This is a genomic window from Saccharopolyspora rhizosphaerae, from assembly GCF_003931915.1.
GTDB lineage: Bacteria > Actinomycetota > Actinomycetes > Mycobacteriales > Pseudonocardiaceae > Saccharopolyspora > Saccharopolyspora rhizosphaerae.
In genome coordinates this window covers 394930-420816 of record NZ_RSAA01000015.1, presented here as the reverse complement: position 1 = coordinate 420816, position 25887 = coordinate 394930, and the positions used below count along the sequence as shown (strand labels likewise).

At 70.2% G+C, this 25887-nt stretch carries 26 protein-coding genes; 13 read left to right on the top strand and 13 right to left on the bottom strand.

The window, feature by feature from the left end; translation table 11 throughout:
- Positions 1-191: 191 nt before the first annotated feature.
- The 3 genes from EIL87_RS16865 to EIL87_RS16855 are packed head-to-tail and all read left to right on the top strand — an operon-like array spanning position 192 to position 3797.
- Positions 192-2450, top strand: a complete 2259-nt coding sequence (locus EIL87_RS16865) for a xanthine dehydrogenase family protein molybdopterin-binding subunit (RefSeq protein ID WP_125091475.1) — start codon at positions 192-194, stop codon at positions 2448-2450.
- Between the two features lie 55 nt (positions 2451-2505).
- Positions 2506-2979: a (2Fe-2S)-binding protein gene (locus EIL87_RS16860; protein WP_125091474.1), complete on the top strand. Its 474-nt coding sequence runs from the start codon at positions 2506-2508 to the stop codon at positions 2977-2979.
- The gene (locus EIL87_RS16855; protein ID WP_125091473.1) at positions 2976-3797 is read left to right on the top strand and encodes an FAD binding domain-containing protein; all 822 of its coding nucleotides are present in this window, start codon (positions 2976-2978) and stop codon (positions 3795-3797) included. The genes EIL87_RS16860 and EIL87_RS16855 overlap by 4 nt, the downstream gene beginning before the upstream one ends.
- Positions 3798-3851: 54 nt before the next feature.
- Here the strand turns inward: EIL87_RS16855 and EIL87_RS16850 are convergent, their stop codons facing one another.
- Positions 3852-4193 carry a hypothetical protein gene (locus EIL87_RS16850; RefSeq protein WP_125091472.1) on the bottom strand — a complete coding sequence of 114 codons (342 nt, stop codon included), beginning with the start codon at positions 4191-4193 and terminating at the stop codon, positions 3852-3854.
- 189 nt (positions 4194-4382) lie between these two features.
- On the opposite strand from EIL87_RS16850, the gene EIL87_RS26855 reads away from it, so the two are divergent.
- Positions 4383-4553, top strand: a complete 171-nt coding sequence (locus EIL87_RS26855; RefSeq protein WP_158628654.1) for a hypothetical protein — start codon at positions 4383-4385, stop codon at positions 4551-4553.
- A 558-nt stretch (positions 4554-5111) separates the two neighbouring features.
- Positions 5112-5996 (top strand): DUF72 domain-containing protein, encoded by an 885-nt coding sequence (locus EIL87_RS16845; RefSeq protein ID WP_125091471.1) that lies wholly within the window; start codon positions 5112-5114, stop codon positions 5994-5996.
- Here the strand turns inward: EIL87_RS16845 and EIL87_RS16840 are convergent.
- Entirely contained in the window at positions 5980-6720 is a 741-nt protein-coding gene (locus tag EIL87_RS16840; RefSeq protein ID WP_125091470.1) for a protein phosphatase 2C domain-containing protein, read from the bottom strand. The genes EIL87_RS16845 and EIL87_RS16840 overlap by 17 nt on opposite strands.
- An 86-nt stretch (positions 6721-6806) precedes the next feature.
- On the opposite strand from EIL87_RS16840, the gene EIL87_RS16835 reads away from it, so the two are divergent.
- Positions 6807-7433 carry a LysE family translocator gene (locus EIL87_RS16835; RefSeq protein ID WP_407690546.1) on the top strand — a complete coding sequence of 209 codons (627 nt, stop codon included), beginning with the start codon at positions 6807-6809 and terminating at the stop codon, positions 7431-7433.
- A 9-nt stretch (positions 7434-7442) separates the two neighbouring features.
- Here the strand turns inward: EIL87_RS16835 and EIL87_RS16830 are convergent, their stop codons facing one another.
- Complete coding sequence (locus tag EIL87_RS16830; protein ID WP_233576312.1) at positions 7443-7886, bottom strand: hypothetical protein; 444 nt, start codon at positions 7884-7886, stop codon at positions 7443-7445.
- A gap of 319 nt (positions 7887-8205) precedes the next feature.
- Here EIL87_RS16830 and EIL87_RS16825 point away from each other — a divergent pair, with 319 nt between their 5' ends.
- The 3 genes from EIL87_RS16825 to EIL87_RS16815 all read left to right on the top strand — a co-directional run bounded on the left by EIL87_RS16825 (position 8206) and on the right by EIL87_RS16815 (position 10702).
- A complete protein-coding gene (locus tag EIL87_RS16825; RefSeq protein WP_125091469.1) occupies positions 8206-9870 on the top strand; it encodes a sodium:solute symporter family protein in 1665 nt (554 codons plus the stop codon).
- 95 nt (positions 9871-9965) lie between these two features.
- Positions 9966-10265, top strand: coding sequence for a hypothetical protein (locus EIL87_RS16820; protein WP_125091468.1), 300 nt, complete (start codon positions 9966-9968; stop codon positions 10263-10265).
- 86 nt (positions 10266-10351) lie between these two features.
- On the top strand, positions 10352-10702 hold the full coding sequence (locus EIL87_RS16815; protein WP_125091467.1) for a hypothetical protein: 351 nt from the start codon (positions 10352-10354) through the stop codon (positions 10700-10702).
- 3 nt (positions 10703-10705) lie between these two features.
- Here the strand turns inward: EIL87_RS16815 and EIL87_RS16810 are convergent, their stop codons facing one another.
- On the bottom strand, positions 10706-12202 hold the full coding sequence (locus tag EIL87_RS16810) for a potassium/proton antiporter (protein WP_125091466.1): 1497 nt from the start codon (positions 12200-12202) through the stop codon (positions 10706-10708).
- Between the two features lie 270 nt (positions 12203-12472).
- Between EIL87_RS16810 and EIL87_RS16805 the strand changes: the two genes are divergently transcribed.
- Both EIL87_RS16805 and EIL87_RS16800 read left to right on the top strand, forming a co-directional pair.
- Positions 12473-13765, top strand: a complete 1293-nt coding sequence (locus EIL87_RS16805; protein WP_125091610.1) for an acyl-CoA dehydrogenase family protein — start codon at positions 12473-12475, stop codon at positions 13763-13765.
- Positions 13766-13794: 29 nt separating this feature from the next.
- Positions 13795-15003: an acyl-CoA dehydrogenase family protein gene (locus EIL87_RS16800; protein WP_125091465.1), complete on the top strand. Its 1209-nt coding sequence runs from the start codon at positions 13795-13797 to the stop codon at positions 15001-15003.
- 223 nt (positions 15004-15226) lie between these two features.
- Here the strand turns inward: EIL87_RS16800 and EIL87_RS16795 are convergent, their stop codons facing one another.
- The 3 genes from EIL87_RS16795 to EIL87_RS16785 all read right to left on the bottom strand — a co-directional run bounded on the left by EIL87_RS16795 (position 15227) and on the right by EIL87_RS16785 (position 19397).
- Positions 15227-16150 (bottom strand): alpha/beta fold hydrolase, encoded by a 924-nt coding sequence (locus EIL87_RS16795; RefSeq protein ID WP_125091464.1) that lies wholly within the window; start codon positions 16148-16150, stop codon positions 15227-15229.
- A gap of 872 nt (positions 16151-17022) precedes the next feature.
- On the bottom strand, positions 17023-17766 hold the full coding sequence (locus EIL87_RS16790; protein WP_125091463.1) for a PIG-L deacetylase family protein: 744 nt from the start codon (positions 17764-17766) through the stop codon (positions 17023-17025).
- Between the two features lie 272 nt (positions 17767-18038).
- The gene (locus tag EIL87_RS16785) at positions 18039-19397 is read right to left on the bottom strand and encodes a lipase family protein (RefSeq protein ID WP_233576311.1); all 1359 of its coding nucleotides are present in this window, start codon (positions 19395-19397) and stop codon (positions 18039-18041) included.
- A 268-nt stretch (positions 19398-19665) separates the two neighbouring features.
- Between EIL87_RS16785 and EIL87_RS16780 the strand changes: the two genes are divergently transcribed.
- A complete protein-coding gene (locus EIL87_RS16780) occupies positions 19666-20292 on the top strand; it encodes a TetR/AcrR family transcriptional regulator (protein WP_199740449.1) in 627 nt (208 codons plus the stop codon).
- 252 nt (positions 20293-20544) lie between these two features.
- Here the strand turns inward: EIL87_RS16780 and EIL87_RS27110 are convergent, their stop codons facing one another.
- From EIL87_RS27110 to EIL87_RS16765, 4 genes are read right to left on the bottom strand one after another with little or no spacing between them, the layout of a single operon-like run.
- Positions 20545-20829 (bottom strand): YbaK/EbsC family protein, encoded by a 285-nt coding sequence (locus tag EIL87_RS27110; protein WP_199740448.1) that lies wholly within the window; start codon positions 20827-20829, stop codon positions 20545-20547.
- Entirely contained in the window at positions 20830-21021 is a 192-nt protein-coding gene (locus tag EIL87_RS27105; RefSeq protein WP_199740447.1) for a YbaK/EbsC family protein, read from the bottom strand.
- 13 nt (positions 21022-21034) lie between these two features.
- On the bottom strand, positions 21035-21904 hold the full coding sequence (locus tag EIL87_RS16770; RefSeq protein WP_125091460.1) for a M15 family metallopeptidase: 870 nt from the start codon (positions 21902-21904) through the stop codon (positions 21035-21037).
- 39 nt (positions 21905-21943) lie between these two features.
- Positions 21944-22171 carry a DUF2795 domain-containing protein gene (locus EIL87_RS16765; RefSeq protein ID WP_125091459.1) on the bottom strand — a complete coding sequence of 76 codons (228 nt, stop codon included), beginning with the start codon at positions 22169-22171 and terminating at the stop codon, positions 21944-21946.
- Between the two features lie 316 nt (positions 22172-22487).
- Between EIL87_RS16765 and EIL87_RS16760 the strand changes: the two genes are divergently transcribed.
- Complete coding sequence (locus EIL87_RS16760) at positions 22488-23132, top strand: MBL fold metallo-hydrolase (protein ID WP_125091458.1); 645 nt, start codon at positions 22488-22490, stop codon at positions 23130-23132.
- Positions 23133-23428: 296 nt separating this feature from the next.
- Here EIL87_RS16760 and EIL87_RS16755 read toward each other — a convergent pair whose 3' ends face one another.
- Positions 23429-24151 carry a flavodoxin family protein gene (locus tag EIL87_RS16755; RefSeq protein WP_125091457.1) on the bottom strand — a complete coding sequence of 241 codons (723 nt, stop codon included), beginning with the start codon at positions 24149-24151 and terminating at the stop codon, positions 23429-23431.
- Positions 24152-24423: 272 nt separating this feature from the next.
- Positions 24424-25629, bottom strand: a complete 1206-nt coding sequence (locus tag EIL87_RS16750; protein WP_125091456.1) for a cation:proton antiporter — start codon at positions 25627-25629, stop codon at positions 24424-24426.
- Positions 25630-25887 lie beyond the last annotated feature (258 nt).

Genomic DNA, 25887 nt, shown 5'->3' with positions numbered 1-25887 from the left:
GCCGTACTGTGACATCCAACGTTGTCACAGTGCTGGTTCACTCGAACGGCCCACACGCGGGTCGCTCTCCTCGTCCCGCGAAATCCACGACACGCTGATTCTTCGCGCGTCAAGTCTTGTGGCTCACAGTCCGGAGCACAAGACTCCTGTGTGGTTCCCGAACTTCTGATCCTGTTGACTGCGAGGCAGCTTTGAGCATTCTCGGCACCCGGGTCCAACGTGTCGAAGACCCACGCCTTCTCACAGTCGGCGGCACCTACGTGGACGACCTGCGTGAACCCGCCCTGCAGGGCGCACTGCACGTCCTGTTCGTCCGCAGTCCGCTGGCCCACGCCACCATCACCGAAGTGGACGTCGACGAGGCCAAGGCGGCTCCCGGCGTGCACGGCGTGTTCACCGCCGACGACGTCGACCTGCCGCCCTACGCCTCGGGCGGCAGCCTCTCCGGCCCGACACCACCCGGGCTGGACCGGCCGCACCTCGCCAAGGGCGTGGTCCGCTACGTCGGCGAACCGGTCGTGGCCGTCGTCGCCGAAACCCTGGGCCAAGCCGAGGACGCGGCGGAGGTGGTCTCCATCGACTACGACCCGCTGGACCCGGTGATCGACCTCGACGAGGCGCTGGCCGGCGAGAAGCTGGTGTTCCCGGAAGCAGGCACCAACGTCATCGGCACCGCCGGGGAACTCGACGACTCGCTCTTCGACGAGTGCGAGGTCGTGGTCAGCAAGCAGGTCGTCAACCAGCGCGTCGCCGCGGCCTCCCTGGAAGGCCGCTCGGCCGCCTGCGCCTGGGAGGGCGAGAAGGTCACGCTCTGGCTGTCCAACCAGAACGCGCAGTCCTGCCGCGACGAGCTGATGGCCAACCTCGGCCTGCCGCAGGAGAAGCTGCGGGTGATCACGCCCGACGTCGGCGGTGGTTTCGGCGCGAAGATCGGCTCCGAGCAGGAGGCCGCGCTGCTGTCGCTGGTCTCGAGGAAGATCGGCAAGCCGGTCAAGTGGGTCGAGACCCGCAGCGAGAACCTCGTGGCGATGACCCACGGCCGCGCGCAGCGGCACGTGGTCACCATCGGCGGCCGGCGCGACGGGACGGTCCAGGCCTACCGGCTGGAGATCGTGCAGGACGTCGGCGCCTACCCGCGGATGGGCGCGTTCCTGCCGGTGTTCACGCAGATGATGGCCAGCGGCGTCTACGACATCCCGAAGGTGGAGTCGCGGGCGCAGACCGTGGTCACCAACACCACGCCGATCGGCGCGTACCGGGGCGCGGGACGCCCGGAGGCCACCGCCGCGATCGAGCGGGCGATCGACCTCTTCGCCGCCGAGATCGGCGCAGACCCGGCCGACGTGCGGCGCACCAACCTGGTCAAGCCCGACCAGTTCCCGTACCAGACGCCAGGCGGGATGCTCTACGACAGCGGCGAGTACATCAAGGGGCTCGACTCCGTGCTGGAGGCCGCCGACTACGCCTCGCTGCGCGAGGAGCAGGCCAAGCGCCGGGCCGAGGGGGCCACCAAGCAGCTGGGCATCGGCCTGGCCAGCTACGTGGAGATCACCGCGCCGAACAACACCGAGGGCGAGACCGGGCACGTCGAGATCCGCCCGGACGGCAGCGCCCTGGTCCTCACCGGCAGCTCCGCGCACGGCCAGGGCCACTGGACGTCGTTCGCGATGCTGGTGTCCGAGCAGCTGGGCATCGACCTGGACAAGATCGAGGTGGTGCACGGCGACACCGACCTGATCCCCAAGGGCGTCGGCACCATGGGCTCCCGCTCGCTGCAGCTCGGCGGGACCGCGGTGCACCGCGCGGCGGTCGACGTCAAGGAGAAGGCCCGCAAGCTGGCCGCCGAGGTGATCGAGAGCGACGAAGCCGACATCGAGCTCACCGACGGCACGTGGCAGGTGCGCGGCGCCCCCAACGTCGCCGTCTCGTGGGCCGAACTGGCGCAGAAGGCCGACGAAGGCCTGGCCGCCGACGTGCACTTCGTGGAGGACCGCCCGACCTTCCCGTTCGGCAGCCACCTCGCGGTGGTCGAGGTCGACGTGGAGACCGGCAAGGTCGACTACCTGCGGCACGTCACGGTCGACGACGCCGGTGTGATCGTGAACCCGGTCCTCACCGAGGGCCAGCGGCACGGCGGCATCGCGCAGGGCGCGGCGCAGGCGTTGCTGGAGGAGGTCTCCTACGACGCCGACGGCAACCCGCAGAACGCCAGCTTCGCCGACTACGCGATCGTCACCGCCGCCGAGCTGCCCAGCTTCGAGCTGCTGACGATGGAAACGCCCACCACCCTGAACCCGTTGGGTGTCAAGGGCATCGGCGAGGCCGGGACCATCGGGGCGACTCCCGCGGTGCACAACGCCGTGATCGACGCCCTGTCCCACCTCGGCGTCCGGCACATCGACATGCCGACCACCCCCGAAAAGGTGTGGAACGCCATCAACCAGGCGTAGAACAACCGCTGATCGTCCAGGTGCCGAGCACCTGAGAAGCCTGAGGAGTTCCTTCGTGCAAGTTTCGATCAACGTCAACGGCGAGCAGCGGACCCACGAGGTGGAGGACCGCGCCCTGCTCGTCCAGTACCTGCGCGACGGCTGCGAGCTGACCGGCACCAACATCGGCTGCGACACGACGTCGTGCGGTGCGTGCACGGTCCTGCTCGACGGTGAGTCGGTGAAGTCCTGCACCGTCCTGGCCGCCCAGGCCGAGGGCCACGAGGTCACCACGATCGAGGGCCTGTCGGACGGCGAGCAGCTGCACCCGATGCAGCGCGCGTTCCAGAAGAACCACGGCCTGCAGTGCGGTTACTGCACGCCGGGCATGGTGATGGCCTCGGTGTCGCTGGTGGAGGAGAACCCGAACCCGAGCGAGGCCGACGTGCGGTCCGGGCTGGAGGGCAACCTCTGCCGCTGCACCGGTTACCACAACATCGTCCAAGCCGTGCTCGACGCGGCCCAGGAGAAGCAGGGGGCCGCGGAATGATCCCTGCGACGTTCACCTACAAGCGAGCCACGACCGTCGACGAGGCGCTGAACCTGCTCTCCGAGCACGGTGACGACGCGAAACTGCTGGCGGGCGGCCACTCCCTGCTGCCGCTGATGAAGCTGCGGCTGGCGGTGCCGGAGGTCGTCATCGACGTCGGTGGGCTGCGCGACCTGTCCTACATCCGCGAGGAGGGTTCGCAGATCCGCATCGGTGCCCTGACGCGGCACCACGACGTCGAGCACTCGGAGCTGCTGCAGCGGGAGGTCCCGCTGCTGGCCCACGCCGCGGGCACCATCGGTGACCCGCAGGTCCGCCACCGCGGCACCATCGGCGGTTCCCTGGTCCACGGCGACCCGGCGTCGGACCTGCCGGCGGTGGCGCTGGCGCTGGACGCTGTTCTGGTGGCCCAGGGCCCGTCGGGTACCCGGGAGATCGCGATCACGGAGTTCTTCACCGACTTCTTCGAGACCTCGCTCGGCGAGGACGAGCTGCTGGTGGAGATCCGCGTCGAGAAGAACCCGAAGCAGGGCTGGGACTTCCAGAAGTTCACCAAGCGCGCCATCGACTGGGCGGTCGTCGGCGTGGCGGTCGCGGGTGACCGCGTCGCCCTGGTCAACATGGGCCCCACCCCGATGCGCGCCGCCGGCGTCGAGGAAGCCCTCGCCGCCGGCGCCAACCCCGCCGAAGCAGCGCAGCGCGCGGCTGAGAACACCTCTCCCCCGGACCAGCCCACGGCCAGCGCGGACTACCGCCGCCACCTGGCCCAGGTGCTCGTCCGCCGGGCTCTCGAGGCCTCCGCCGCACGCAGCAGCTGAGCACCAGGTTCGAAGGGCACCTCCGGCACCAGCCGGAGGTGCCCTTCTGCTCGTTCAGCCGCTTCCGGCGGGGACGTGGCCGTGGGTCTGCGGATCCGGCGCTCGCGGGGCGAACTCCGCGCGGATCTTCGCCGCGAGGTCGCCGTGCCCGCGCACCTCGAGCGTGGAGGCGGTGCTGTCGGACAGCAACGCCCGTTCGTCCTCGTCGTCGGGCTGCAAGCCCCGGACAAGTGCGAGGAGGTGCTCCTCGGGACCGCGCTCCAGCTCGGGAACCCGGTCGTCGTGCGCGGCGGCCGTGAGCGTGCGCAGGTTCGGGATCTTCGCGACCGCGTCGTCGACCTGGCTCTCGTCGCGGGCCAGCCACCACACCAGGGCGCTGCCCGTGCTCTTGAGCACGTCCTCACCGAGGGAGAGCGTTTCGCGCGCTCGTGGTCGCGCTCGTGCTCGCAGACCTCCTCCTCCTTGCGGACATCGGCGAGCCGCCGCAACCTGTCGGCGTGGGGCTCCGGCAGCCGCAACCCCACGTCGGCCGCCCACACCTCCACGTGCCCTGTCGGATCCGTGCGCACCACGCCCAGGTACGAGGTGAGCTTCGTCCGGGCGATCTCGACCTCCTCCGGTGGCACGGGTGCGGCCAGCTGGCGCGCCTGCTCCACGACCACGTCGATCGCCAGGCCGCCCGGGTCCGCGTGCGGGATGCCGGGCTCGGGCGACGTCCGGCGCCACCACGCGGTGCACGAGAAGTCGTACCGGTAGTCGGGTTTCGCGCTCGACAGGGACGCGTGCGCGATCGCGCACCGGCTCGGTGCCGGAGGTTCGACCACTGCGACGGGAGTGGGAACCGGCTGGGGCGTGGCGAGTCGTCGCCGGTGCAGCCCTTCGCTGATCGGCCCGGCCAGCAACCAGCTCGAGGGCGGTCCCCACGGCCAGGGGCACCCACACCGCCGCAGGCCACCCGAGCACCAGACCGAGGACCACCCACAGGACCCGCCGATCACCGACACAGCTCCGACCGCGCTGCGCTGTTCCCCGCTCATGCCGTCACGACCTCTCCGCGCACGCACGTGCCGCCTCACCCGCCCGGGACAGCGCCGCCGGACGGCTCCCGGGAACGGGCTTCCGCAGCGCTCACGAGGACTTCCGCACCGGGTCAGCGTCGTGGCGCGCGAGTGTTCCGCGGGCCACCGCTCGGGAGAGCAGACCCGCCCACCGGACGTTCACGCCCTCTCACCCGAACGGTGTTGGCACTCCGAGGTGTTCCGAGAGGAGGTGCGGTGCCCGGCAACCAGGTCTCGATCGGGTTAGCGTGGGGCGGTGGCGGGTCAGGTTCGAGTGGGCACCTCGGGGTGGGTTTACGGGCCGTGGCACGGGCCGTTCTACCCGGAGGGGTTGCGGCGCGGGCAGGAGTTGGCGCACCTGGCCGAGCGGATGAACAGCGTGGAGATCAACGGCTCGTTCTACTCGTTGCAGCGGCCGGAGAACTACCGGAAGTGGGCCGAGCAGACCCCCGACGAGTTCGTGTTCTCGGTGAAGGGCAGCCGCTACATCACGCACATGAAGCGGCTGCGCGACGCCGAGGTCCCGCTGGCGAACTTCCTGGCATCCGGTGTGCTGGCGCTGGGCGACAAGCTCGGCCCGATGTTGTGGCAGCTGCCGCCGACCTTGCAGTGCGAACCGGACCGGCTCGTGGAGTTCTTCTCGCTGCTGCCGCGCAGCAGCGGGCAGGCTGCGGAACTGGCCGCGCGGCACGACGAACGGCTGGACGGGCGCGCGTTGACCGAGACCGACGCGGACCGGCCGATCCGCCACGCCCTGGAGGTCCGGCACCCGAGCTTCGCCACACCCGAGGCCGTGGACTTGCTGCGGGAGCACGACATCGGTCTCGTCGTCGCCGACGCCGCCGGGAGCTGGCCGTACCTGGAGGACGTCACCAGCGACTTCGTCTACCTGCGCTTCCACGGGGCCGAGGAGCTCTACGCCAGCGGCTACGGCGAGGAGGCCCTCCGCGGCTGGGCCGAGCTGATCCAGGCGTGGCGCCGCGGCGGTGCGCCCACCACCGACCACACCGTCGCCGAGCCGGCCCCCAAGACCAGGGGGCGCGACATCTACGCCTACTTCGACAACGACATCAAGGCCCACGCGCCGCACGACGCCATGACCCTCCGACGCCTGCTGCGACCGGTCACCCGGCGTCGGTGACCCAGTGGACGACCGTGGCGTCGTCGTGGAACTTGGCCCTGCGCGGCGGGGTCGCGGTGGTTTCAGCGTTCCGGACCTCGGCGAGCAGCGCGCTCGGACCTCGGTCGTCGAGGAGGTCGAGCAGGCCCGCCCAGTCGGCGAAGCCGAAGTGGTCGACGTAGCGGGACGCTCCGTCGGTGAGCAACGCAGCCCTGCGGAACGGGGCCGTGGTGCCGGTCACGGCGTGCTGCGCCGCTTCGGGATCGGTCGACGCGACCCAGAAGCCGTCCGGGGAGTTGCGAAGTCCGGCGACCGCATCGCGGGTGTAGCTCGGGAGGCGGTCGATGCGGTCGTCGACGATCGGGCGGACCTCACCGTCGACGTCGAGCACCAACGGGCTGTCGGCGAGCACCAGGTACTCGGCCTGCTCGCGCAGCCGCAGCAGCGTGGCCGTCGAGGACGGGCTGTTCGGGTTGTTCAGGTCGCAGGTGTCGGCGTGCGCCGCGCGGGCCCGGTCGATCGACTCGGCGAGGACGTCGGCGAGCGGGGCGTCGCTGGTGGTGAGCAGGTCCGCCAGTGCTCCGCCGAGCTGCCGCACGAGCCAGACGACGTCGTGGGCGCACCCGCTGTCGACCCCCGAGGGAGCGGTGGCACCGTCGAGGACGAACGCCCAGTTCGGGCCGATCGCGAAGTGGTCCTCGTTGCGGCGGCCCGGGGTCGCGATGGTCGCCGCGGTCGCGGGCATCCGCTACGCCTCCTCAACTGCTCCGTCTGGTGGCCACCATAAGCGTTCCGGCCCCGGCCGGCTGATCCGCGTGCCATCCTCGACAGGTGGTTGACCTGCAGGGACTGATCGCGTTCTGCGCGATGTCGTTGGTGCTGTCGGCCGTTCCCGGGCCCAGCGTGCTCTTCGTCGTCAGCCGGGCTCTCGCGCACGGCCGCCGTGCCGCGCTGGCTTCGGCTCTGGGCAACGCGCTGGGCGGGTACGTGCTGGTCATCGCGGTGGCCTTCGGGCTGGGCACTGTGGTGGCGCAGTCCGCGCTGGTGTTCACCGCGGTCAAGCTGGCCGGTGCCGCCTACCTGGTCCTGCTGGGCGTGCAGGCCCTGCGTGCCCCGCGGCCTGAGAGGGGTGACGTGTCGCCGGTTCCCGGGCAGCGCCGGGTCTGGGAAGGCGTGCTGGTCGGGGTCAGCAACCCGAAGAGCATCGTGTTCCTCATGGCGGTGCTGCCGCAGTTCGTCGACCGCGAGGCGGGCGGCGTCATCGCGCAGATGCTCGTGCTGGGCCTCGCGGGTGCGTTGCTGCAGCTGGCCTCCGACGGCACCTGGGGCCTCACCGCGTCCGCCGCGCGCAGCTGGTTCGGCCGCTCACCGCGGCGGATCACGCAGCTGAACCGCACCGGCGGCGCCGCGATGGTCGGCCTGGGTGTCACGGTCGCCATCGCCGGACGCCCCGACTGACCGGCACGCTCAGTGGTCGTCCTCGCGGAAGAACACCTCTTCGAGGTGGTCGGCGGTTTCGGCGACGAAGTTCAGCGGGTCGACGAACTCGTTGATGTCGAGGTTCAGCAGCGGGACCGCGTGCCGGAGCACCAGGTGCTCACCGATGAGCACCGCCCCGCACACCACCGAGGTCTGCCCCAGCTCCGCGAGGACTTCGTGCAGGTCGACCTGATCGGCGCGGCCGATCACCGAGACCACCTGGACCCAGTCCTCGCTGTCGTCGAGGCGTTCGCGGGCCACGATGACGATCTGGCTGCGGTCGTCCTCGTACTCGACGAGGATGCGGATCTCCTCGTCGCTGAACTCGATGATCCGGTACTCCGGCTCTTCCTCGAGGTCGTCGTCATCGTCCTCCGGCGCCGGCAGGTACTCGGACCGGATGAACGTGCTCAGGTCTTCCCAGGTCGCCACGTGCCCTCTCCCCGCTCGGCGCGCATGTCGCGGCGAAGTGTAGGTGATCAGCAGCCGCACGCGGGCCGTTTCCGCCCGGCCTCCTGCGTGTACGCCTCCGCTCTCGCCGGAAGACCCCCGCGACGCCCCCCGGTCCGCCGGCCCGGAACCAGATCCACTGTGGAGTGCTCGAAAGTTTCGGCGACACAAGGGTTCACGGCCGAACGGACCACAGACCCGCACTGCGAAAGGCTGATTGACCGGTGGCGCGCCGCTCCCGTAGCGTGCCGAACGATGTTCGACAGTTCGAACACCCGCAGCGACGAACGGGATGGGAACCATGGTGCTGGCAGCGGGCGACCTCAGGTTGTCGATGAACTGGCTGGACACGCTGATCCTGGTCATCTACTTCGCCGTGGTCCTCGGCATCGCCCTGGCCGCCCGGCGCAGCGTCAGCAACAGCCTTGACTTCTTCCTGGCGGGGCGAGCACTTCCCGCGTGGGTCACCGGGCTCGCGTTCGTCTCGGCGAACCTCGGTGCCACCGAGATCCTGGGCATGGCGGCCAACGGCGCCCAGTACGGCGCCTACACCGTGCACTGGTACTGGATCGGCGCGATCCCGGCCATGGTCTTCCTCGGCCTGGTGATGATGCCCTTCTACTACAACTCGAAGGTGCGCAGCGTCCCGGAGTTCCTGCTGCTGCGGTTCAGCCGCTCGTCGCACCTGCTCAGCGCCGTGATCTTCGCGGTCGCCTCGGTGCTGATCGCCGGGGTGAACCTCTACGCGCTGGCGATCGTGCTGCGTGCGCTGCTGGGCTGGCCGCTGCCGATCTCGATCCTGCTGGCCGGTGTCTTCGTCCTCGCCTACATCGTCATCGGCGGGCTGTCCTCGGCGATCTACAACGAGGTCCTGCAGTTCTTCGTCATCGTCGCCGCGCTGGTCCCGCTGACCGCGCTCGGCCTCGCCCGCGTCGGCGGGGTCTCCGGGCTCGTCGAGAAGGTGACCGCGCAGCAGGGCGACATGTTCCTGTCCACCTGGGCCGGGACCGGGTTCGGCGAGACCAACCCGCTGGGCACCAACTGGCTGACCATCACCCTCGGGCTCGGTTTCGCGATCTCCTTCGGCTACTGGACGACGAACTTCGCCGAGGTGCAGCGGTCGCTGTCGGCCAAGAACCTCTCCGCAGCGCGGCGGACTCCGCTGATCGCGGCGTTCCCGAAGATCTTCATCCCGCTGATCGTGGTGCTGCCGGGCATCATCGCGCTCGTCGTCGAGCCGACGATCGGCAAGACCGGGGGCTACGACTACAACGACGCGATCCCCATCCTGATGCGCGACCTGCTGCCCAACGGCGTGCTCGGGCTCGCGGTCACCGGCCTGATGGCCTCGTTCATGGCGGGGATGGCGGCCAACGTCTCCAGCTTCAACACGGTGTTCACCACCGACATCTGGCGCGCCTACATCAAGCCGCACATGCCCGACGCGCACTACCTGCGGGTCGGCCGGGCCATCACCGCGATCGGCGTGGTCATCGGCATGGGCACCGCGTTCCTGGCGGCCTCGTTCAGCAACATCATGAACTACATGCAGACGTTGTTCGCGTTCTTCAACGTCCCGCTGTTCGCCACGTTCATCCTGGCGCTGTTCTGGAAGCGGATGACCGCCAAGGCCGGTTTCTGGGGCCTGCTGCTGGGCACGGCCGCACCGATCGCCTTCTACTTCGCCTACCAGGCCGGGATCGTCGAGATGGGCTCGGACCAGGGCGCGAACATGACCGCATCGATGATCGCGTTCGCGGTGGACCTGCTGGTCAGCGTGCCGATCGCGCTGGCCACCACGCCGAAGCCGGACGCCGAGCTCGAAGGCCTGGTCTACACCCGCGCCGCCGCACGCGACGAAGGCGTGGCGGCCGCCGGGGACGACGCCTGGTACCGCAAGCCGGCCGTGCTCGGCTGGGGCGCGCTGGTGCTGTCCGCAGCCTGCTACGTCCCGTTCACCCTCTAGGAACGGGGGCGCAGGGCTCAGCTCGCACCGCGAGCAGGCGCTGCCACCCGCACCGCGGAGCAAAGCGATCCCTCACCAAGAACTAGGAGCTCGCGATGGCTGAAAACCCGCACCAGGACACCGAAATCGCGCACCACGCGGCTGAGATCGCCGACCTGGAGCGGCAGTCCGGCACGGCGTCGCGGTTGTTCGACGTCCGCACGGTGATCGGCGCGCTGTTCCTCGTCTACGGCGTGCTCATCGGCGGCGCGGGGCTCTTCCCCGACGCCGCCGAGCTCGAGAAGGCGCAGGGCGTCAACATCAACCTCTGGACGGGGCTGTCGATGCTGGTCGTCGGCGGGCTCTTCCTGCTGTGGCTGCGGTTGCGACCGCTGCGCGCACCGCAGCTGGAGTGATTCCCGGATTGGTGCTTTCGGTTGATCTCGCGTTTCGGGCCAGTGGATCTCCGGGTAGTGCCTCGGGTGAGGAGAGGAGACGCCCGATGGCATCGTTGATGACGTTCGTGCTCGCCGGAACACTCCTGGTCGCGGTGGACGGACATCTGCTGCGGCGCAGCGGAACCGCCTACCTGCGTGAACTGGGTGACAACGCGGGTCCGCTGAACCAGCTGGTCACCGTGGTGTTCCACCTGGCAGCCCTCGGGTTGGTCGCGCTCATCGCGATCCTGCCGATGGACCTGGGTGGCGAACCCAAGACCGTGGTCGGTCGGCTCGGCGTGCTCCTGCTGGCGTTGGCCGCGGCGCACGCGGTGACGATCTGGAGCTTCGGCAAGATCCGCACGCGCCACGAGTCCGAAGTGCTCACCGCCGAGGTCGCGCGCCGCACCAGCTGATCCTCAGCCGGGGTCGCCGTACTCGCCGAACCAGTGCGCGAGGCGGCCCTTGCGGCTGACGGCGCGCAGCCGGTTCTCGGTGGCCTGCCGCTGGGCGACGGTGGTGACGATGAACAACTCGTCACCCGCCTCGATGGTCGTCTCCGGGCTGGGCACGAAGGTGCTGCGGTCGCGGATGATCAGCGTCACCACGCCGGGCTCGGGAAGCCGGAGTTCGCGGACCGAGACCGCGTGCATCGCCGAGCCCGGTGGCACCGCCATCGACAGCAGTTCCGCGTCGAGCACGTCCAGGGGAGCCGCTTCGACCTGGACCTCCCGGGTGGACTCGCGCGGGATGATCCGCAGCCACCTCGCCAGCGGCCGCAGGCTCGGACCCTGCACGATCGTGAACACCATGACCAGCACGAACACGACCTCGAGCAGCCGCTCGCTGCCCGGAACGCCCTGCGTGACGGGGAAGGTGGCGAGCACGATCGGCACCGCCCCGCGCAGGCCCGCCCAGGACAGGAAGGCCTGCTGCCGCACCGGGAGCCGGAACGGCAGCAGGCACAGCACGACCGACACCGGCCGCGCGAACAGCAGCAGCACCAGACCGACGATCGAGGCGGGCAGGACCTCCTCGACCAGCCCGGACGGCGTGACGAGCAGCCCGAGCAGCACGAACAACCCGATCTGCGCGAGCCAGCCAAGACCTTCGGCGAACGACCGGGTCGCCGACCGGTGCGGCAGCCCGCTGTTGGCCAGGACCAACCCGGCGACGTAGGCGCCGAGAAAACCGCTGGCACGCACGGTCCCGGATGCCGCGAAGGCCACGAACCCGAGCCCGAACGCCGCCAGCGGGTAGAGCCCGGAGGCAGGCAGGGCGATGCGCGGCAACGTCACCGAACCCACCCACCCGACGCCCATGCCGATCAGCGCGCCGACCGCCAACTGGTAGACGAGTTCCAGGAGCTGGTGCCCCGGGTCGAAGACCAGCGGTGTCGCGCTGAAGAGCATCACCAGGATCACCGACGGAGCGTCGTTGAACCCCGACTCGGCCTCGAGCAGCCCGGCCACGCTTCGCGGCAGCGGGAGCACGCGCAGGACCGAGAAGACCGCGGCCGAGTCGGTGGAGGACACGATCGCCCCCAGCAACAGCGCCAGCTGCCAGTTCATGCCCAGCAGGAAGTGCGCTCCGGTCGCGGTGACCACCACGCTGATGGCGACGCCGAGCGTGGCCAGCACTCCGGCCGGCGCGACGAGCTTGCGCACGTCCGACCACTCCGTGGTCAGGCCACCTTCGACGAGGATGATCCCGAGGGCGGCCGTGCCCAGGTTGCGGGCCAGCTCGGCATCGCCGAACTGCACCCCGATGCCTTCCTCGCCGAGCAGAACGCCGAGCGCGAGGAAGAGCAGCAGGCTGGGCAGTCCCGCTCCGTGCGCGACGCGGGTGCCCGCCACACCCGCCAGCAGCACCAACCCGCCAGCGAGCAGCGCCAGGTAGAGCTGCTCAAGCGACATGTGACCCCCGCTACAGAACCGGCCAGTGATACTAACCGCTCGCTTCACGCGCGCGAACCAGCGACGGGCGGTCCGGCGGAGCCGGGGACCCCAAACCATCCGCGGGGCGGAAAAGCAAGCAAGCCGTGATCGAGGTCTCTGGCGCGGCGGTGCCGGGACGCGTTATTTTACTCGTCAGTAGGTAATGCCCGGCCGTTGCCGGCCGATTGGAGACGCACCGTGTCAAACGCCCAACGCGGACAGGCAGGCGGCGCCCGGAAGCGCGACGCCATGGGCCTCGGCCTCGCTGCCCTGACCAAGATCGCCAGCGCGCCGATCATCGACAAGTTCGGCCTGCGCAAGCAGTTCGAGAACCTGGTGCAGAACGGCACCCGGACCGGCTTCCGGGCCGCCGGCGCTGCCACCAGGTCCTTCAAGAAGATCCAGGGCCACAACAAGCCCGCCCGGCTCACCCCGGCCCCGGCCAAGGACCTCTTCGACCTGGAACCCGACGAAGAGCAGTCGCTCATCGCCGAGACGGTCCGCGAGTTCGCCGCCGAGCAGCTGCGCCCGGCCGCCGTCGACGCCGACGCGCAGCTCAGCCCGCCGGAGGGCCTGCTGGAGCGCTCCGCCGAGCTGGGTTTGAGCGTCGTGGGCATCCCCGAATCCCTCGGCGGTATCGGCACCGAACGCTCCGCGGTGACGAACGTGCTGGTCACCGAGGCCCTCGCGCACGGCGACATGGGCCTGGCCGTCGCCGTGCTCGCGCCGTCGGCGGTGTCGACCGCGCTGACGCTGTGGGGCGACGAAGACCAGCAGGCCACCTACCTGCCCGCCTTCACCGGTGAGAACGTGCCCGCCGCGGCCGTGGCGCTGCAGGAGCGCACCGCGCTCGCCGATCCGTTCAAGCCGGCCACCACGGCCACCCGCACGCCGCAGGGCTACCAGCTCACCGGCGTGAAGTCGCTGGTCCCGCGGGCCGCTCAAGCCGAGCTGTTCCTCGTCTCGGCGAACCTCGACGGCAGCGCCGCGCTGTTCCTGGTCGAATCCTCCAGCTCCGGGCTGTCCGTCGAGTCCGAGCCCGCCATGGGCCTGCGCTCGGCCGCGACCGGCAAGGTGCACCTGGACCAGGTCAACGTTCCGAAGACCGCGCTGCTCGGCGGCGCCGACCAGGCCGTGTTCACCGACCTGGTGCGGCTGTCCCGGTTGGCCTGGTCCGCGCTCGCGGCCGGCACCGCCAAGGCCGTGCTCGACTACGTGATCCCCTACGTCAACGAGCGCACCGCCTTCGGCGAACCGATCAGCCACCGCCAGGCCGTGGCCTTCAGCGTCGCCGACATCGGCATCGAACTGGAGAGCATCCGCCTGACCACGCTGCGCGCTGCGGCCCGCGCCGAGCAGGGCAAGCCGTACGCCCGCGAGGTCGCGCTGGCCCGGAAGCTGGCCACCGACAAGGGGATGGCCATCGGCAGCGCCGGTGTGCAGCTGCTCGGCGGCCACGGCTACACCAAGGAGCACCCCGTGGAGCGCTGGTACCGAGACCTGCGCGCCATCGGCGTGATGGAAGGCGCGGTCCTCGTCTGAGGGCTTCCGAGACGCGAAGGACTTGAACCATGATCAACCTTGAGGTCCCGAAGAAGGCGACCGCGCTGGTCAACCAGGCCTACCAGGCCGCTTCCGAGGTCTTCCGCCCGATCTCGCGCAAGTACGACCGGGCGGAGCACGAGTACCCGAAGGAGCTCGACACCCTCGCGGCGCTGCTTGACGGGCTCAACTCGTCCGGCGAGGGCGGCGCGGGCGCGGCCGGCGTGCGCAAGAGCGGTGACGACAGCCAGAAGGGCAACCGCAACGGCGCCAACCTCAACCTGGTGCTGGGCACCATGGAGATGTGCTGGGGCGACGTGGCGATGCTGCTGGCCATGCCGCGCCAGGGTCTGGGCAACGCGGCGATCGCCTCGGTCGCCAACGAGGAGCAGGCCAAGCGCTTCGCCAACGTGTGGGCCGCGATGGCCATCACCGAGCCTCACACCGGCTCGGACTCCGCCAACATCGGCACCACCGCGGAGCTCGACGGCGACGAGTACGTCCTCAACGGCGAGAAGATCTTCGTCACCTCCGGCGCCCGCGCCGACACCGTCGTCGTGTGGGCCACGTTGGACAAGTCGCTCGGCCGCGCTGCGATCAAGTCCTTCGTGGTGGAGAAGACCCGACCGGGCATCAAGGTCGAGCGGCTGGAGCACAAGCTCGGCATCAAGGCCTCCGACACCGCCGTCATCCGGCTCGACAACTGCCGGGTGCCGAAGGAGAACCTGCTCGGCTCGCCGGAGATCGACACCAAGTCGGGCTTCGCCGGGGTCATGCAGACCTTCGACAACACCCGTCCGCTGGTCGCCGCGATGGCCATCGGCGTCGCGCGCGCCGCCCTCGAGGAGACCGCGAAGGTCCTCGCCGAGGCGGGCGTGACGGTCGACTACGACCGGCCGGCCAACTCCCAGCACGCCGCTGCCGCCGCGTACCTGCAGCTGGAAGCCGACTACGAGGCCGCGTACCTGCTGACGTTGCAGGCCGCGTGGATGGCCGACAACCGCAAGCCGAACTCGTTGCAGGCGTCGATGGCCAAGGCCAAGGCCGGCCGCTCGGTCGTCGACATCACCCTGCGCTGCGTCGAGCTCTGCGGCACCGTCGGCTACACCGAGGAATCGCTGCTGGAGAAGTGGGCCCGCGACTCGAAGATCCTCGACATCTTCGAAGGCACCCAGCAGATCCAGCAGCTCATCGTCGCTCGTCGCCTGCTCGGGAAGTCCAGCGCTGAGCTCAAGTGACCCTCCCCCTCGACCGGCCCTGAACCGTCCTCGGTGGACGGTCCAGGGCTGGTTCCGCCCGGGACCGGGCGGCGCCCCGCCCCATCCACAGGGGAGGGACCGAGTGGACCTGACGCCTCGGGAACGAGCGCAGTTCCCACGGGGCTGCGCCACCCGTCGACGTGCGGAGGTGAGCACTGGTCGGGTGGTGGGACGTGCACAGCGCCCTTTCGGACGCGCCGTTTCAGGCTTGGGCGCAGTCTCCGAGGGTGTTGCCGATGAGGCTGTAGAGGGTTTCGGCGAGCTGCGTGAGGCCCGGTTCCTCGGCCGGGTAGTGGCCGCAGTTCTCCAGCACCACCAGCGTTGTGGGCGCTTTGACCCGGTCCAGGAAGCGGGTGCTGAGCTCCGGTGGCGTCCAGTCGTCGGCTGCGGGATGGGTGAGGACCACCGGCGTGTCCGTGAAGTTCTCGGGTGGGGTGTGCTCGAAGCGCGCGAAGCTCGTGAGCAGTCCGAGCGGGGTCGCCGCACCACCGCCCTTCGGATCGGCGGCGCACAACGCCGACAGCTCGGGGTTCCGACTCATCTTGTGCTCGTCGGCCAACCAGCGCATCGGCACCCGCACGCTTCCCGCGATCCGCTCCAGCAGAGCCAGCGCCGGGAGCGGGACCGAGCCGACGGCGCCGCGGGCGGCGTGTCGCCGGGCGACCGGATCGCTCGGGTCGAGCAGGCAGGTCGCCACCACCGCCGAAGCCAGGCCGGTGCGGGCGGCGACCTCGTAGGCCAGCATCCCGCCCATGCTCGCGCCGACGAGCACCAGCGGCCGGTTGTCGCGCCGGCTCTCGACGAGGACGAGCTCGCACAGCAGCTCCACCCAGTCGCCGTAGCGGATGCGCCCCGGGCGCGGGACGACGCTGCTGCCGTAGGGCGGGAGGTCGGGCATCAGCACCTCAGCCATGCCGGCGATCGGCGCGCACACCGGCCACAGCGCTGCCGAGTACCCGGCGGCTCCGTGGACGACCAACGCCCGCGCGGACGCCTCCGGCGCCGCGGCGCGCGCGATGTGCACACGACCGCCCCGCCAGTTCCACCACGTCGACGTCGGTGCCACTTCGGAGGCCCGCCGCCGGTAGGAAGCCGGGAGGAAGCGGGCATAGCTCTCGCTGTCCACGTCACCAGGGTGAGCGCGCAACCCCGCGCCCACAACTCCCCACCCGCACACGAGATCCGCACCTGCGCCACTGCCAGGCTGATCAACCCGCAACTGCGGTCAGCGGCGTGCAGTTCCCCATCGCCTGCGGTGCGCGAACTCCTTTCAGAACCCGCCCGCTCCCAACAAACCCCACTCCCCGACGCACACGCCCACACCCCGCAGGAACGTGAACACGATCGCGACCACACCACCCCCCTTCGACATTCGCGCGAACCTCGAGGGCCACGGCCCGAGGTCGACATTCGCGCGAAGTTCGAAGAACCCGTGGCGGAGCCGACGCCCACGAGTCACCCCTGACGAGTCCGCCGCCACGGCCCGAGCGGGTGCACTGACGCACCACCGCAAGCCGACGCAGCACACCCAGCCCACACCCCCGGTGCTCCAGCCAGAGCCCGGGAAGCCGAGCGTTCCGCGTTCCTTGCCTGGTCATTGAGGCTTCCTGCAACGTTCCCGGGCCTCACCACCCACAGGCCGACGAATACCCCACGAACCATGGACGTCACCTGAGCCACCGCGCCGAGTCCCGCACTCGCGGGCCCGTGCGCGAGCGGGCCGTCTCCGAACTTCGCGCGAATTCCGAGGGCCACAGTCCAGGGTCGAACTTCGCGCGAACTTCGAGCGGGCCTGGTGGCGAGGGGCGACACGCGAGTCATCCTCGACCGAGGCCGCCGCTGTCACCGCCCGGGTGGTGACAGGGCCTCGGCACCGGCCGTGCGGTCTCCGCCGGCACCCGGTGTTGGTCAACCTGCGCTCGGCCGGTGAGATCAGGGCACCTGCGCAACCGACGCTTGTGAGGGAGCTTGCTCTGCAACCGCGTTCGCGAGCAGTTCTCAGAACTCCGGTGGAGCGTGGCGGTCTCGGGCTCGGAAGAGCACCGCGTGCTCGACGCCCAGGAGCTTGCCGTTGGCGGCGAGGATCTTCGGGATGAAGTCCGCCGGGGCGGGGTGGTCCGGGAGGGCGGCGAGGTAGGCGGCGTGGGCTTCGAGGGAGGCCACGCCCGTCTGCACCGGCCTGCCGGAGACGTCGACGCCGTGGGTGGCGTCCAGGTCCCCGGCCATCCCGGGCATCAGGAACCACCGAGGGGAGCAGGTTTCCAGCCCTTCGTCCTCGATCTGCTCGGGGAAGATCCACCGGTTTCCCGCGTCGTTCAGGGCGTCGATGGTCGCCACCCCGGCGACGCGGTGGTCGGACTGGTTGAAGCCCATCGGGGTCTCGATGTCGTAGGGCATGCCGAGCACGGCGTCGGGCTTGAACCGGCGGATCTCGCGGCAGATGTCGCGACGCAGGTCCAGGCCTTCGACGAGCACGCCGTCGGGGTGCTGCAGCACCGTGAGGTGCTCGACGCCGACGAGTGCGCACGCGGCCTGCTGCTCGGCGAGGCGGAGTCGCGCGGTCTCGTCCGGAGGGTTCGGCATCCCGGCCTCACCGCGCGTGAGCAGCAGGTATCCCACGTCGATCCCGCGGTCCGCCCAACGGGCGACGGCGGCGGACGTGCCGTACTCCATGTCGTCCGGGTGGGCGACGACGCAGAGCACGCGCTGGAAGGTGTCGTCGGGCAGAGCGGGCAACAACATGCGCAAGCCCCCTAGGTCGGCCGTCCCCCGATTCTGCGCTCGTGCAAGCCGAGGCGCTCGGAGTTCCCTGCGGCGACCCCGGCACGGCACACCGGCGCGCACGCCACTGGCTTCCGCTCGCCCGCGACGCCTCCACTCGCATCATCGAAGTGGAGCACGCCCGGCGAGCCGGCGGACATCGCCCGCGGCGCGGCAACTAGGCGACCTCTGGCGTTGCCGCGACACCACGATCCGAGGCGGGGCCGCGGGCAGGGGGCCCGCGGCCCGTCCCGTCACGGCTGTTCGGGCAGGGTGTTGCAGTTGTTGATCGCCGCGGCTCCGTTGAACCGGTCGGTGAGCCACGAGATGGCCTTGCCCTGGTCGGTCAGCAGCGGGACCAGGTGGTTGGTCAGCAGTCCCTTGCCCAGGTCGGGGATCTGGACGGCCTCGTAGGTCACCTCACCGCCTGCGGCACACCAGTCGACGGCGAGCTGGCGGGCCTGCTCGTGCGGCACGATGTCGTCCTGCACGCCGGTGGCGACGCGGACGGAGGTGGCGGGCCTGGTCGTGCCGAGCAGCTGGTCGTCGAGGACCTCGCGCACCGCCGGTTCGGCTTCGACGACCTCACCCAGGCTCTGACCCGTGGTGGTGGTCCAGTTCTTGCTGCTGCCGAAGGCGTGGTCGAGGATGCCGTCACCGATGCACGCGGTGGACACGTCCTCCAGCGCCTCCCGGCCTTCGTCGTTGAGGTACTCCTCGGCGACCGGCCGCAGGTCTGGGTGGGCCTGGAGGAACCCGTTGAGCGCCCAGCCGAGCGCCCCGACCAGGGCGCTGCCGTCGATGCCGTCGATGACCTCGGTGAGGTTCGCAGGCGGGGCTCCGACGTAGGCGCCGGCCAACGGGACGTCCGGTGCGTACTCGGGCTGCAGCTCGGCCGCGGAGGCGGTGGCGCCGCCGCCCTGGCTGTATCCGTAGAGGCCGACGCGCGAGTCGGGAGTGATCGACGCGTCGGGCAGCGCGCGGGCCGCTCGCACCGCGTCGAGCAGCGCGTGACCACCGTCGATCCGGTTCACGTAGGTGTGCAGCCGGTCGGTGGTGCCCAGCCCGACGTAGTCGGTGACGACCACGGCCGCGCCTTCGGCCAGCAGCCGGTAGATGCCGATGTCTTCGTACCCGACCGACACCGAGTCCCCGTTGAGCGAGATCGGACGCTCCAGGCCCATCGACGCCGAGCACGAGTCGCCTTGGCCCATGGTTCCGGGCGCCACGGCCACCAGCGGACGCGGACCAGCGCCGCGCCACTCGGCAGCCGGTTCGATGTAAGCACCGGTCACGGCCGCGGGTTGACCGGTGGAGTCGGTGGTCTTGTACATCAGCCGGGTCGCCGTGCCCGGCAACCGCTGCCCGCCGATGCTCGGCAGGCTCAGCGCGAGCGGCAGCGGCTCGGTGCGCACCAGCGCGCCGTCGGCAGCGGGGAGATCGGCGGGCGGGTCGTAGAAGCCGGCGCTGACCAGCGGCGGCGTGTTCGGTGGGGTGTTGGGTTCCTCGGCGGCTGCGGGCGCGGCGTGCGCGCACGCGAAGACCAGTGACAACGCGGTGGTGGTGATCAGGCTTCGCGCTGCGGAAGGCGGGCGGAGGACGGTTCGGCGCATGCGGGTCGCTCCCTGCGTCATTGGATGGTGCGAACTGAACTGCGCGAGTCGATCGGGTCAGCGGCAGGTCACCGCGACCCGGATGGAGGGCGGAGTCCGCCCCGGCACGACGTTTCCCGCCGACGCGCGGTTCGTGGCCGCGCTCGCCGGCTGGACTGCTATCTACTCCGGAGTAGCTTATGCAGCATGTCACTCAGTGACAAGACGTCGTTCGACGACGGTTCGCCGCGCGCCTATGCTCCTCCACCCGGGCGGCACAGGAGGACGAGTGGACCAGGACGCGACACCGGCGGCGGCCAAGCCGTCGCTGACCGACCGGCGCAAGGCCGCCCTGCGACTGGAGATCGCCCGCGCGACCGTCGACCTGTTCGCCTCGCAGGGTGTCGCCGCCACCAAGGGCGAACAGATCGCGCGCGCCGTGGGCATCTCGACGCGCACCCTGTGGCGGCACTTCCCGTCCAAGCAGAGCTGCGTCCGCCCGCTGCTCGCCGAAAGCCTCGACGCCGCCACGGAACAACTGCGCCACTGCCCGCCGGACACCGGGCTCCTGACGTTCCTCATCGACACCTGCGAACGCGGCACGCTTCCCGAAGCCGACCCGGCCGTGCTCGACCTGATCCGGATGACCGGGACCGACCCGGCACTGCGCGCGGTGTGGCTGCAGGCGCACGACGAGGCGTTGCCGGTGTTGCGCGAGCTCCTCGCCGAACGCGCCGGGGCGAGCCCCGACGACCTGCGCATCAAGGTCCACGCGGCGACGATCAACGGCGCCCTGCGCGCCGCCGCCGAGGAGTTCGCCCAGCGCAGCGCCACCGAACCCGACATGGGTCCGGCCGACCTGGCCGCCATCCTGCGCTCCGCCCTGCGCACCGCAGCCGAAGGCCTGCCGTACTAAGAGCTGTCGAGGAACCGCTCCGCTCGGCGCTGCCGACTGCTCCGGAAGGAGCAGACACAACAGCTCCGCGCGATCGGTGCGCCGCTCCTGACGTGTGCCACTCACACGGGTCCCGGGGGTACTCACCACGTACCGCTGGAGGACTGCGGTGGTGCCGGCTGAGCCCCCTGGTCGAACTTCGCGCGAAGTTCGACGGGGCGTGCACGGCGCGGGGCTCTGACCAGCACTCTTCAGCACGTTCCCGAACGGTGCTCAGGTGACGGAGGCGACCTGGGCCTGCGCGGCTTCGGCAAGCCGCTGGGGTGCGGCGGGGAAGACCGCCCGCGGCGTTCCCGCGGCGGCCCACACGACGTGGAAGCGCAGCAGGTCCTCGTCGACGACGGTGGTCAGCGGCTCCAGGTGTCCCAGTGGCGGAACTCCGCCGACGGCGAACCCCGTTCGCTCCTTCACCCACGACGCGGGAGCCTGCTCCACGGTCCCGCCGACGACCTCGGCGAGCTTGGACTCGTCGACCCGGTCCGAGCCGGAGGCGAGCACCTAGACCGGGCGGTCGGCTGGAACCTGCCGGAAGACGAGCGATTTCGTGATCTGGGCGAGCTCGCAGCCGATCGCCGAAGCAGCGTCCCGAGCACTGCGCGTGCTGTCGGGGAGCTCTCGGACGTCGGTCTCGATGCCGTGCTCGGCCAGCGCGGCGGCGACGGTGCGGGCGCTTCGGCTCAACTCGGTCATGCGCCCAATCTTCTCAGCGGAAAGCCGCGCTGTTCACGGGGAAGTCGAAGTACCCGTTCGGGTAGGGCTCTTGCCGGAGGCTGAAGTGCCACCACTCGCCCGGGTAGTTCCGCAGGCCCACCGCGGAGAGCCCGTCGCGCAGCACGTCGCGATGGGCGCGGACGTCGCCGGGCACCTGCGGATCGTCGGTGTGCGCGAGGGCGTCGAAGCAGTCGAAACCGGTGCCCATGTCGACGCTGTTGTCCGAGAACCGCTTCCCGGCCGGCTCGGTGCAGGGCACCAGCGGTTCGCCCGGCACGTAGGCGCGCTGCGGCGGAGCCGGCAGCCGCACCAAGGTGAGGTCGACCGAGCTGCCCCGGCTGTGCCCGGAGTTCTCCGCGATGTAGCCGGCGGAGTACAGCTGGGACTTGTCGAAGTCCGGGTAGAACTCCGCCTTCATCCGCTGGTCGTCGAGGTCCTGCGCCCACTCGACGAAGCGGTCGTCGGCCTGCTGCGGCCGGTAGCAGTCGTAGACCTTGAGCGTGTAGCCCTGGCGGAGGAACCGCTGCTGCGCCTCGTGCAGCGCCTCGGCCAGCGGCCGTGTCAGCACGCACATCGGTTCGTCGTAGCCGGGGACCGGGTCTCCGGTGAAGTTGTGCGGCGTCGCGTACCGCACCTCCTCGAGGATCGAGGAATCGACGTCCCGCAACCGCACGAAACCTTCCGGAGCCTTCTTCACCTCGGACGTGGGTGCGGGCGGCGGAGCGGGACTCGGCGCAGGCACGCTCGGCGGTGGTGCGGGCGGCTGGGCAGGCGGCGGGGGCGCGGGCGGTGCGGCCGTCCCGCACCCCGCCGCCACCAGCACCAGCACGGCGCAGATCACTCCGCGGACCGCGCCGGTCATGACCGCCTCGGCTGTGCGGGGCGGTCGGTTCGCGCGAGGTCAGCCACGCGCGGTGCCACCCGGGGCATCGCCCTCGGGTTCCTGAGGAACCGCTTGCACGACGTCGTCCTTGTTGGCGAACTGAGTGGCGGGCAGCGACCGGAGTGCGGCGAGGGTCTCGGCATCGGCTCCGCGGTCGGTGGCGAAGTCGATGATCTGGTCGCGGTCAGCGGGGAAGTCAAGCCCCTGCAGCGCCTTGTCCACCCTCAACTCATCGCGCTTGGTCATAACACTCCACTCCTCATCGCTGACAATGCTCGCCAGGGATCTACCCGCTTTTCCCTCGCGCTACGCCTCCCCCGACCAGGCCTCACCGGAGTCGGCGACGGGGACGGCATCCGTGGAGGTCAACGCGTCGGAGCGGAGGACGGTCGAGGGCCTTGGAAGACCTCATCAGGCACCGAGCACCACGCTCCACGCACAGCCCGAAAGCGCGTTCGAGCAGGTCGTGTCCCACGGCGAGCCGCGAGGACGAGTTCGCGTTTGACTTCGAGTCAACTCGAACTCCTAGCCTCGTTCCCAGCACGGATGACTGGAGGCGATGATGAAGAAGATCCGACCCGATCTCTGGGAAACCGAAGTCGAGCACCCCGCCCCTGGCTTGAGCACGCGCGCCTACCTCTGGACACCTCCCGGCGGGAACGTGCTGTTCTACAACACCACGCTGGAGTCGGAGCTCGACGAGATCGCCGCGCTCGGCGGCGTCGAGCGCCACTACCTCAGTCACCGGGACGAGATCGCCCCGTCGCTGCGCACCATCAAGCAGCGGTTCGGCTCGACGCTGCACGCCACCGCCGTCGAGGCTCGGGTCGTCGCCGAGACCTGCGAGGTGGACGGCACCTTCGACCGGCGCGGGACCGAACCGCCCGGTTTCGAGGTGATCCCCACTCCCGGCCACACGCCGGGCAGCGCTTGCTTCCTGGCTCCGGGCACGGACGGCAAGACCTACCTGTTCACCGGGGACACCATCGTCCGCGGCGAGGACGGCACGTGGTTCGCCGGTCACATCCCAGGCCACAGCGACCGCGACGCGCTGGCCACCACCCTCGCGACCCTGGCTGAGCTCAACCCGGACGTCGTGATCTCCAGCGCCTTCGTCGGCGACTCCGGAGTGACCGAACTCGACCGCCCCTGGTCCGCCTGCGTCGAAGAAGCCCTCCACGCCCTGACCCACCCGGCGCAGGCGTGACTCCGACGCGGGCAAGCGACTAGTCGATGTCCGTGATCGCGAGCAGCGTGGCGACCACGCCCACCACGTGTGGGGCGGCACTTCCCTGCTCGTCCGGCGGAAGTTCGGGCCCGAACGCTGAACAGAGTTCGTGCTGGGCTCATCGGGCTGAACCCCGGTCTACTGGTACTCATCCCGGTCGGGCAGGTCCTGGCGACCGAGCCGAACAGCGCTCGCTGCTGTGTGGCTGACAGGGCTCAGACAATGCTCCCCGTCCTGCGAAGACGTCCCGGCGTCGACCAGAGCACCTCCGGTCGTCAGCGGTAGTCGGGGTTGTCGAACCCTCGGTGACAACCGGCGTCCCATTCGGAGCGCTGGTTGCCGTAAGCAGGCACACCGCCGGCTCGGTCGAGCATCGCGGCGAGGTGCATCAGGTTGTAGGTCATGAACGTCGTGTTGCGGTTGGTGAAGTCGTTCTCGGGTCCGCCGGAGCCTTCGTCGAGGTAGCTCGGTCCCGGGCCTACCGTGCCGATCCAACCGGCGTCAGCCTGCGGTGGGACCGTGTAGCCGAGGTGTTGCAGGCTGTAGAGCACGTTCATGGCGCAGTGCTTGACGCCGTCCTCGTTGCCGGTGATCAGACACCCGCCGACGCGGCCGTAGTAGGCGTACTGGCCTTCGTCGTTGAGCAGGTGCGAACAGCCGTAGAGGCGTTCGATGACCCGCTTGAGCACCGAACTGTTGTCACCGAGCCAGATCGGGCCTGCCAGCACGAGGATGTTGGCCGCGAGGATGCGGTCGAACAGCTGCGGCCACTCGTCGCGGTCCCCACCGTGCTCGGTCATGTCCGGCCACACGCCTGTGGCGATCTCGTGATCGATCGCCCGGATCTGATCGACCTCCACGCCGCGTGCACGCATGATCGCGGCGCTGCGGTCGATGAGCCCTCCGGTGTGGCTGCGTTCCGGTCCGCGCTTGAGCGTGCAGTTGACGTACACGGCGCGCAGACCGTCGAACCGCGGCGGCTCGAGCACGCCGGTCATGAGTTGCTCCGACGACCGCGCCGACCGTGCTCGGAGACGACATGGGCTTCAGCCTGACCGGCGGTTCGCATCGAGGCCTCCTGCACCGTCGCTCGACTCACAAGCCCGAAGGGGCGTCGACTTCATCCACGGCGATTCTTCAACCTGACCTGCACAACCGCAGACCAGCGCACCGCTGTGGGGGTCCCCTGGGCGGATGCAGCGTCCGCATCGGATCGTCCCGCGTTGTCGTTCGCGCCGAAGTGGTGTGACGCGGCACTGGGGTTCCTCCGCTACGTGGCCTCGGCCGCGTCTCCGCGGGGATCTCCCGGTGCCGGCTTGCGCAGCAAGGCGAGCGCGGCCGTCGGGAACAGGAGTACCGACAGGAGACCCGCGCAGATCAACGCCGCCTCCGTCTCCGGAGCCATCAGGCCGAGCGCGACACCGATCTGCGTTGCGGCGACCAAGAACGGCAGCGACGTCGCCTGCAGCAGCCCGGCCGCGACGGAGGAGCGTGTGCCGAGCGAGCGCTGGTAGAGCAGTGCGGGAAGCCCGCGCACGAGGAGCAGCGCGACGAGGAACAGCGGCACTCGCAGCCACGCTGACGGAGTCGCGATCAACCCCCCGAGGTCGAGCTGCACTCCGCTGGCGACGAAGAACACCGGGATCAGGAAGCCGTACCCGATCGCCTCCAGCTTCGTCCGGAAGTGCGGATGGGTGACCGAATCACGATCGACGAAGCTCACGACCGCGCCGGCCAGGAACGCGCCCAGGATGCTTTCGAGACCGAATCCCTCGGCGAGCACGACGAAAGCCACCAGCAGCACGACCGCCGCACGCACCCGAATCTCCGCGGTGGTGTCCTGCAACCGCAGGAGAAGATCCCCCATGCGCATCGAGCGCCCTGCGAGCGTCACCGCGATCCCGGTGACGACCACGAAGGCGACGAAGACGAGCAGCGAGACGAGTCGGCCTCCGACGGTGCCGCCCGAGACGGAGAAGAGCAGCGACAGCAGGACCACCGCGGCGAAGTCGGCCACCGACGACGCTGTGATCGTCGTTTGTCCCATCGCGTGTTCTGCACGCCCGGCGTCCTTGAGGACGGGGACGACCAGACCGAGCGACGTCGCGGACAACGCCACCGCGATCAGCATCGGGTCACGCACCCAGCCCGCCGCGCCGAAGGAGGAACCCGCCGCCACACCGATCGCCAAGCTCACCACGTAGCCGATCGAGGCCACCCGCAGCAGCGATCCGCGCAGGCGGTGGAGGTCGACCTCCAGCCCCGCGAGGAACAGGAGGAACGCCAGCCCCAGCAGTGACACGACCTGCACCGCCTGGTCCATGGTCACCAGACCGAGCACTGATGGCCCCACGACGACCCCAGCCACGATCTCCAGGACCACAGACGGAGTGCGCAATCGCGGTGCCAGCCCGAGCAACAAGGGCGCCAGCAAGGCGATGACCGTCAGCACCAGGAGGTTCCCGAAGTCCGGCATCGCCACCCCCGCTCAACCGCCGGCCCACCTCGACCAGGTGCAGCCAGCCAGGCCCGTGACCCTCACCGCGGCTACCGCTCGGCACCTGGCGTGGCGGCGGGCCACCAGCCGGGTGCACGTGGCTGGACTTGTCGTTGTCGAAGACCAGTTCGCAGGGAGCGCACCGCCTGACCGCGGCAGTGACGTCGACGGCGAGGACCCCAGCACGGTGCCGTTCGGGGACCACGTCGTTCCCGCCCCGACTTGAGGCATCGTAGA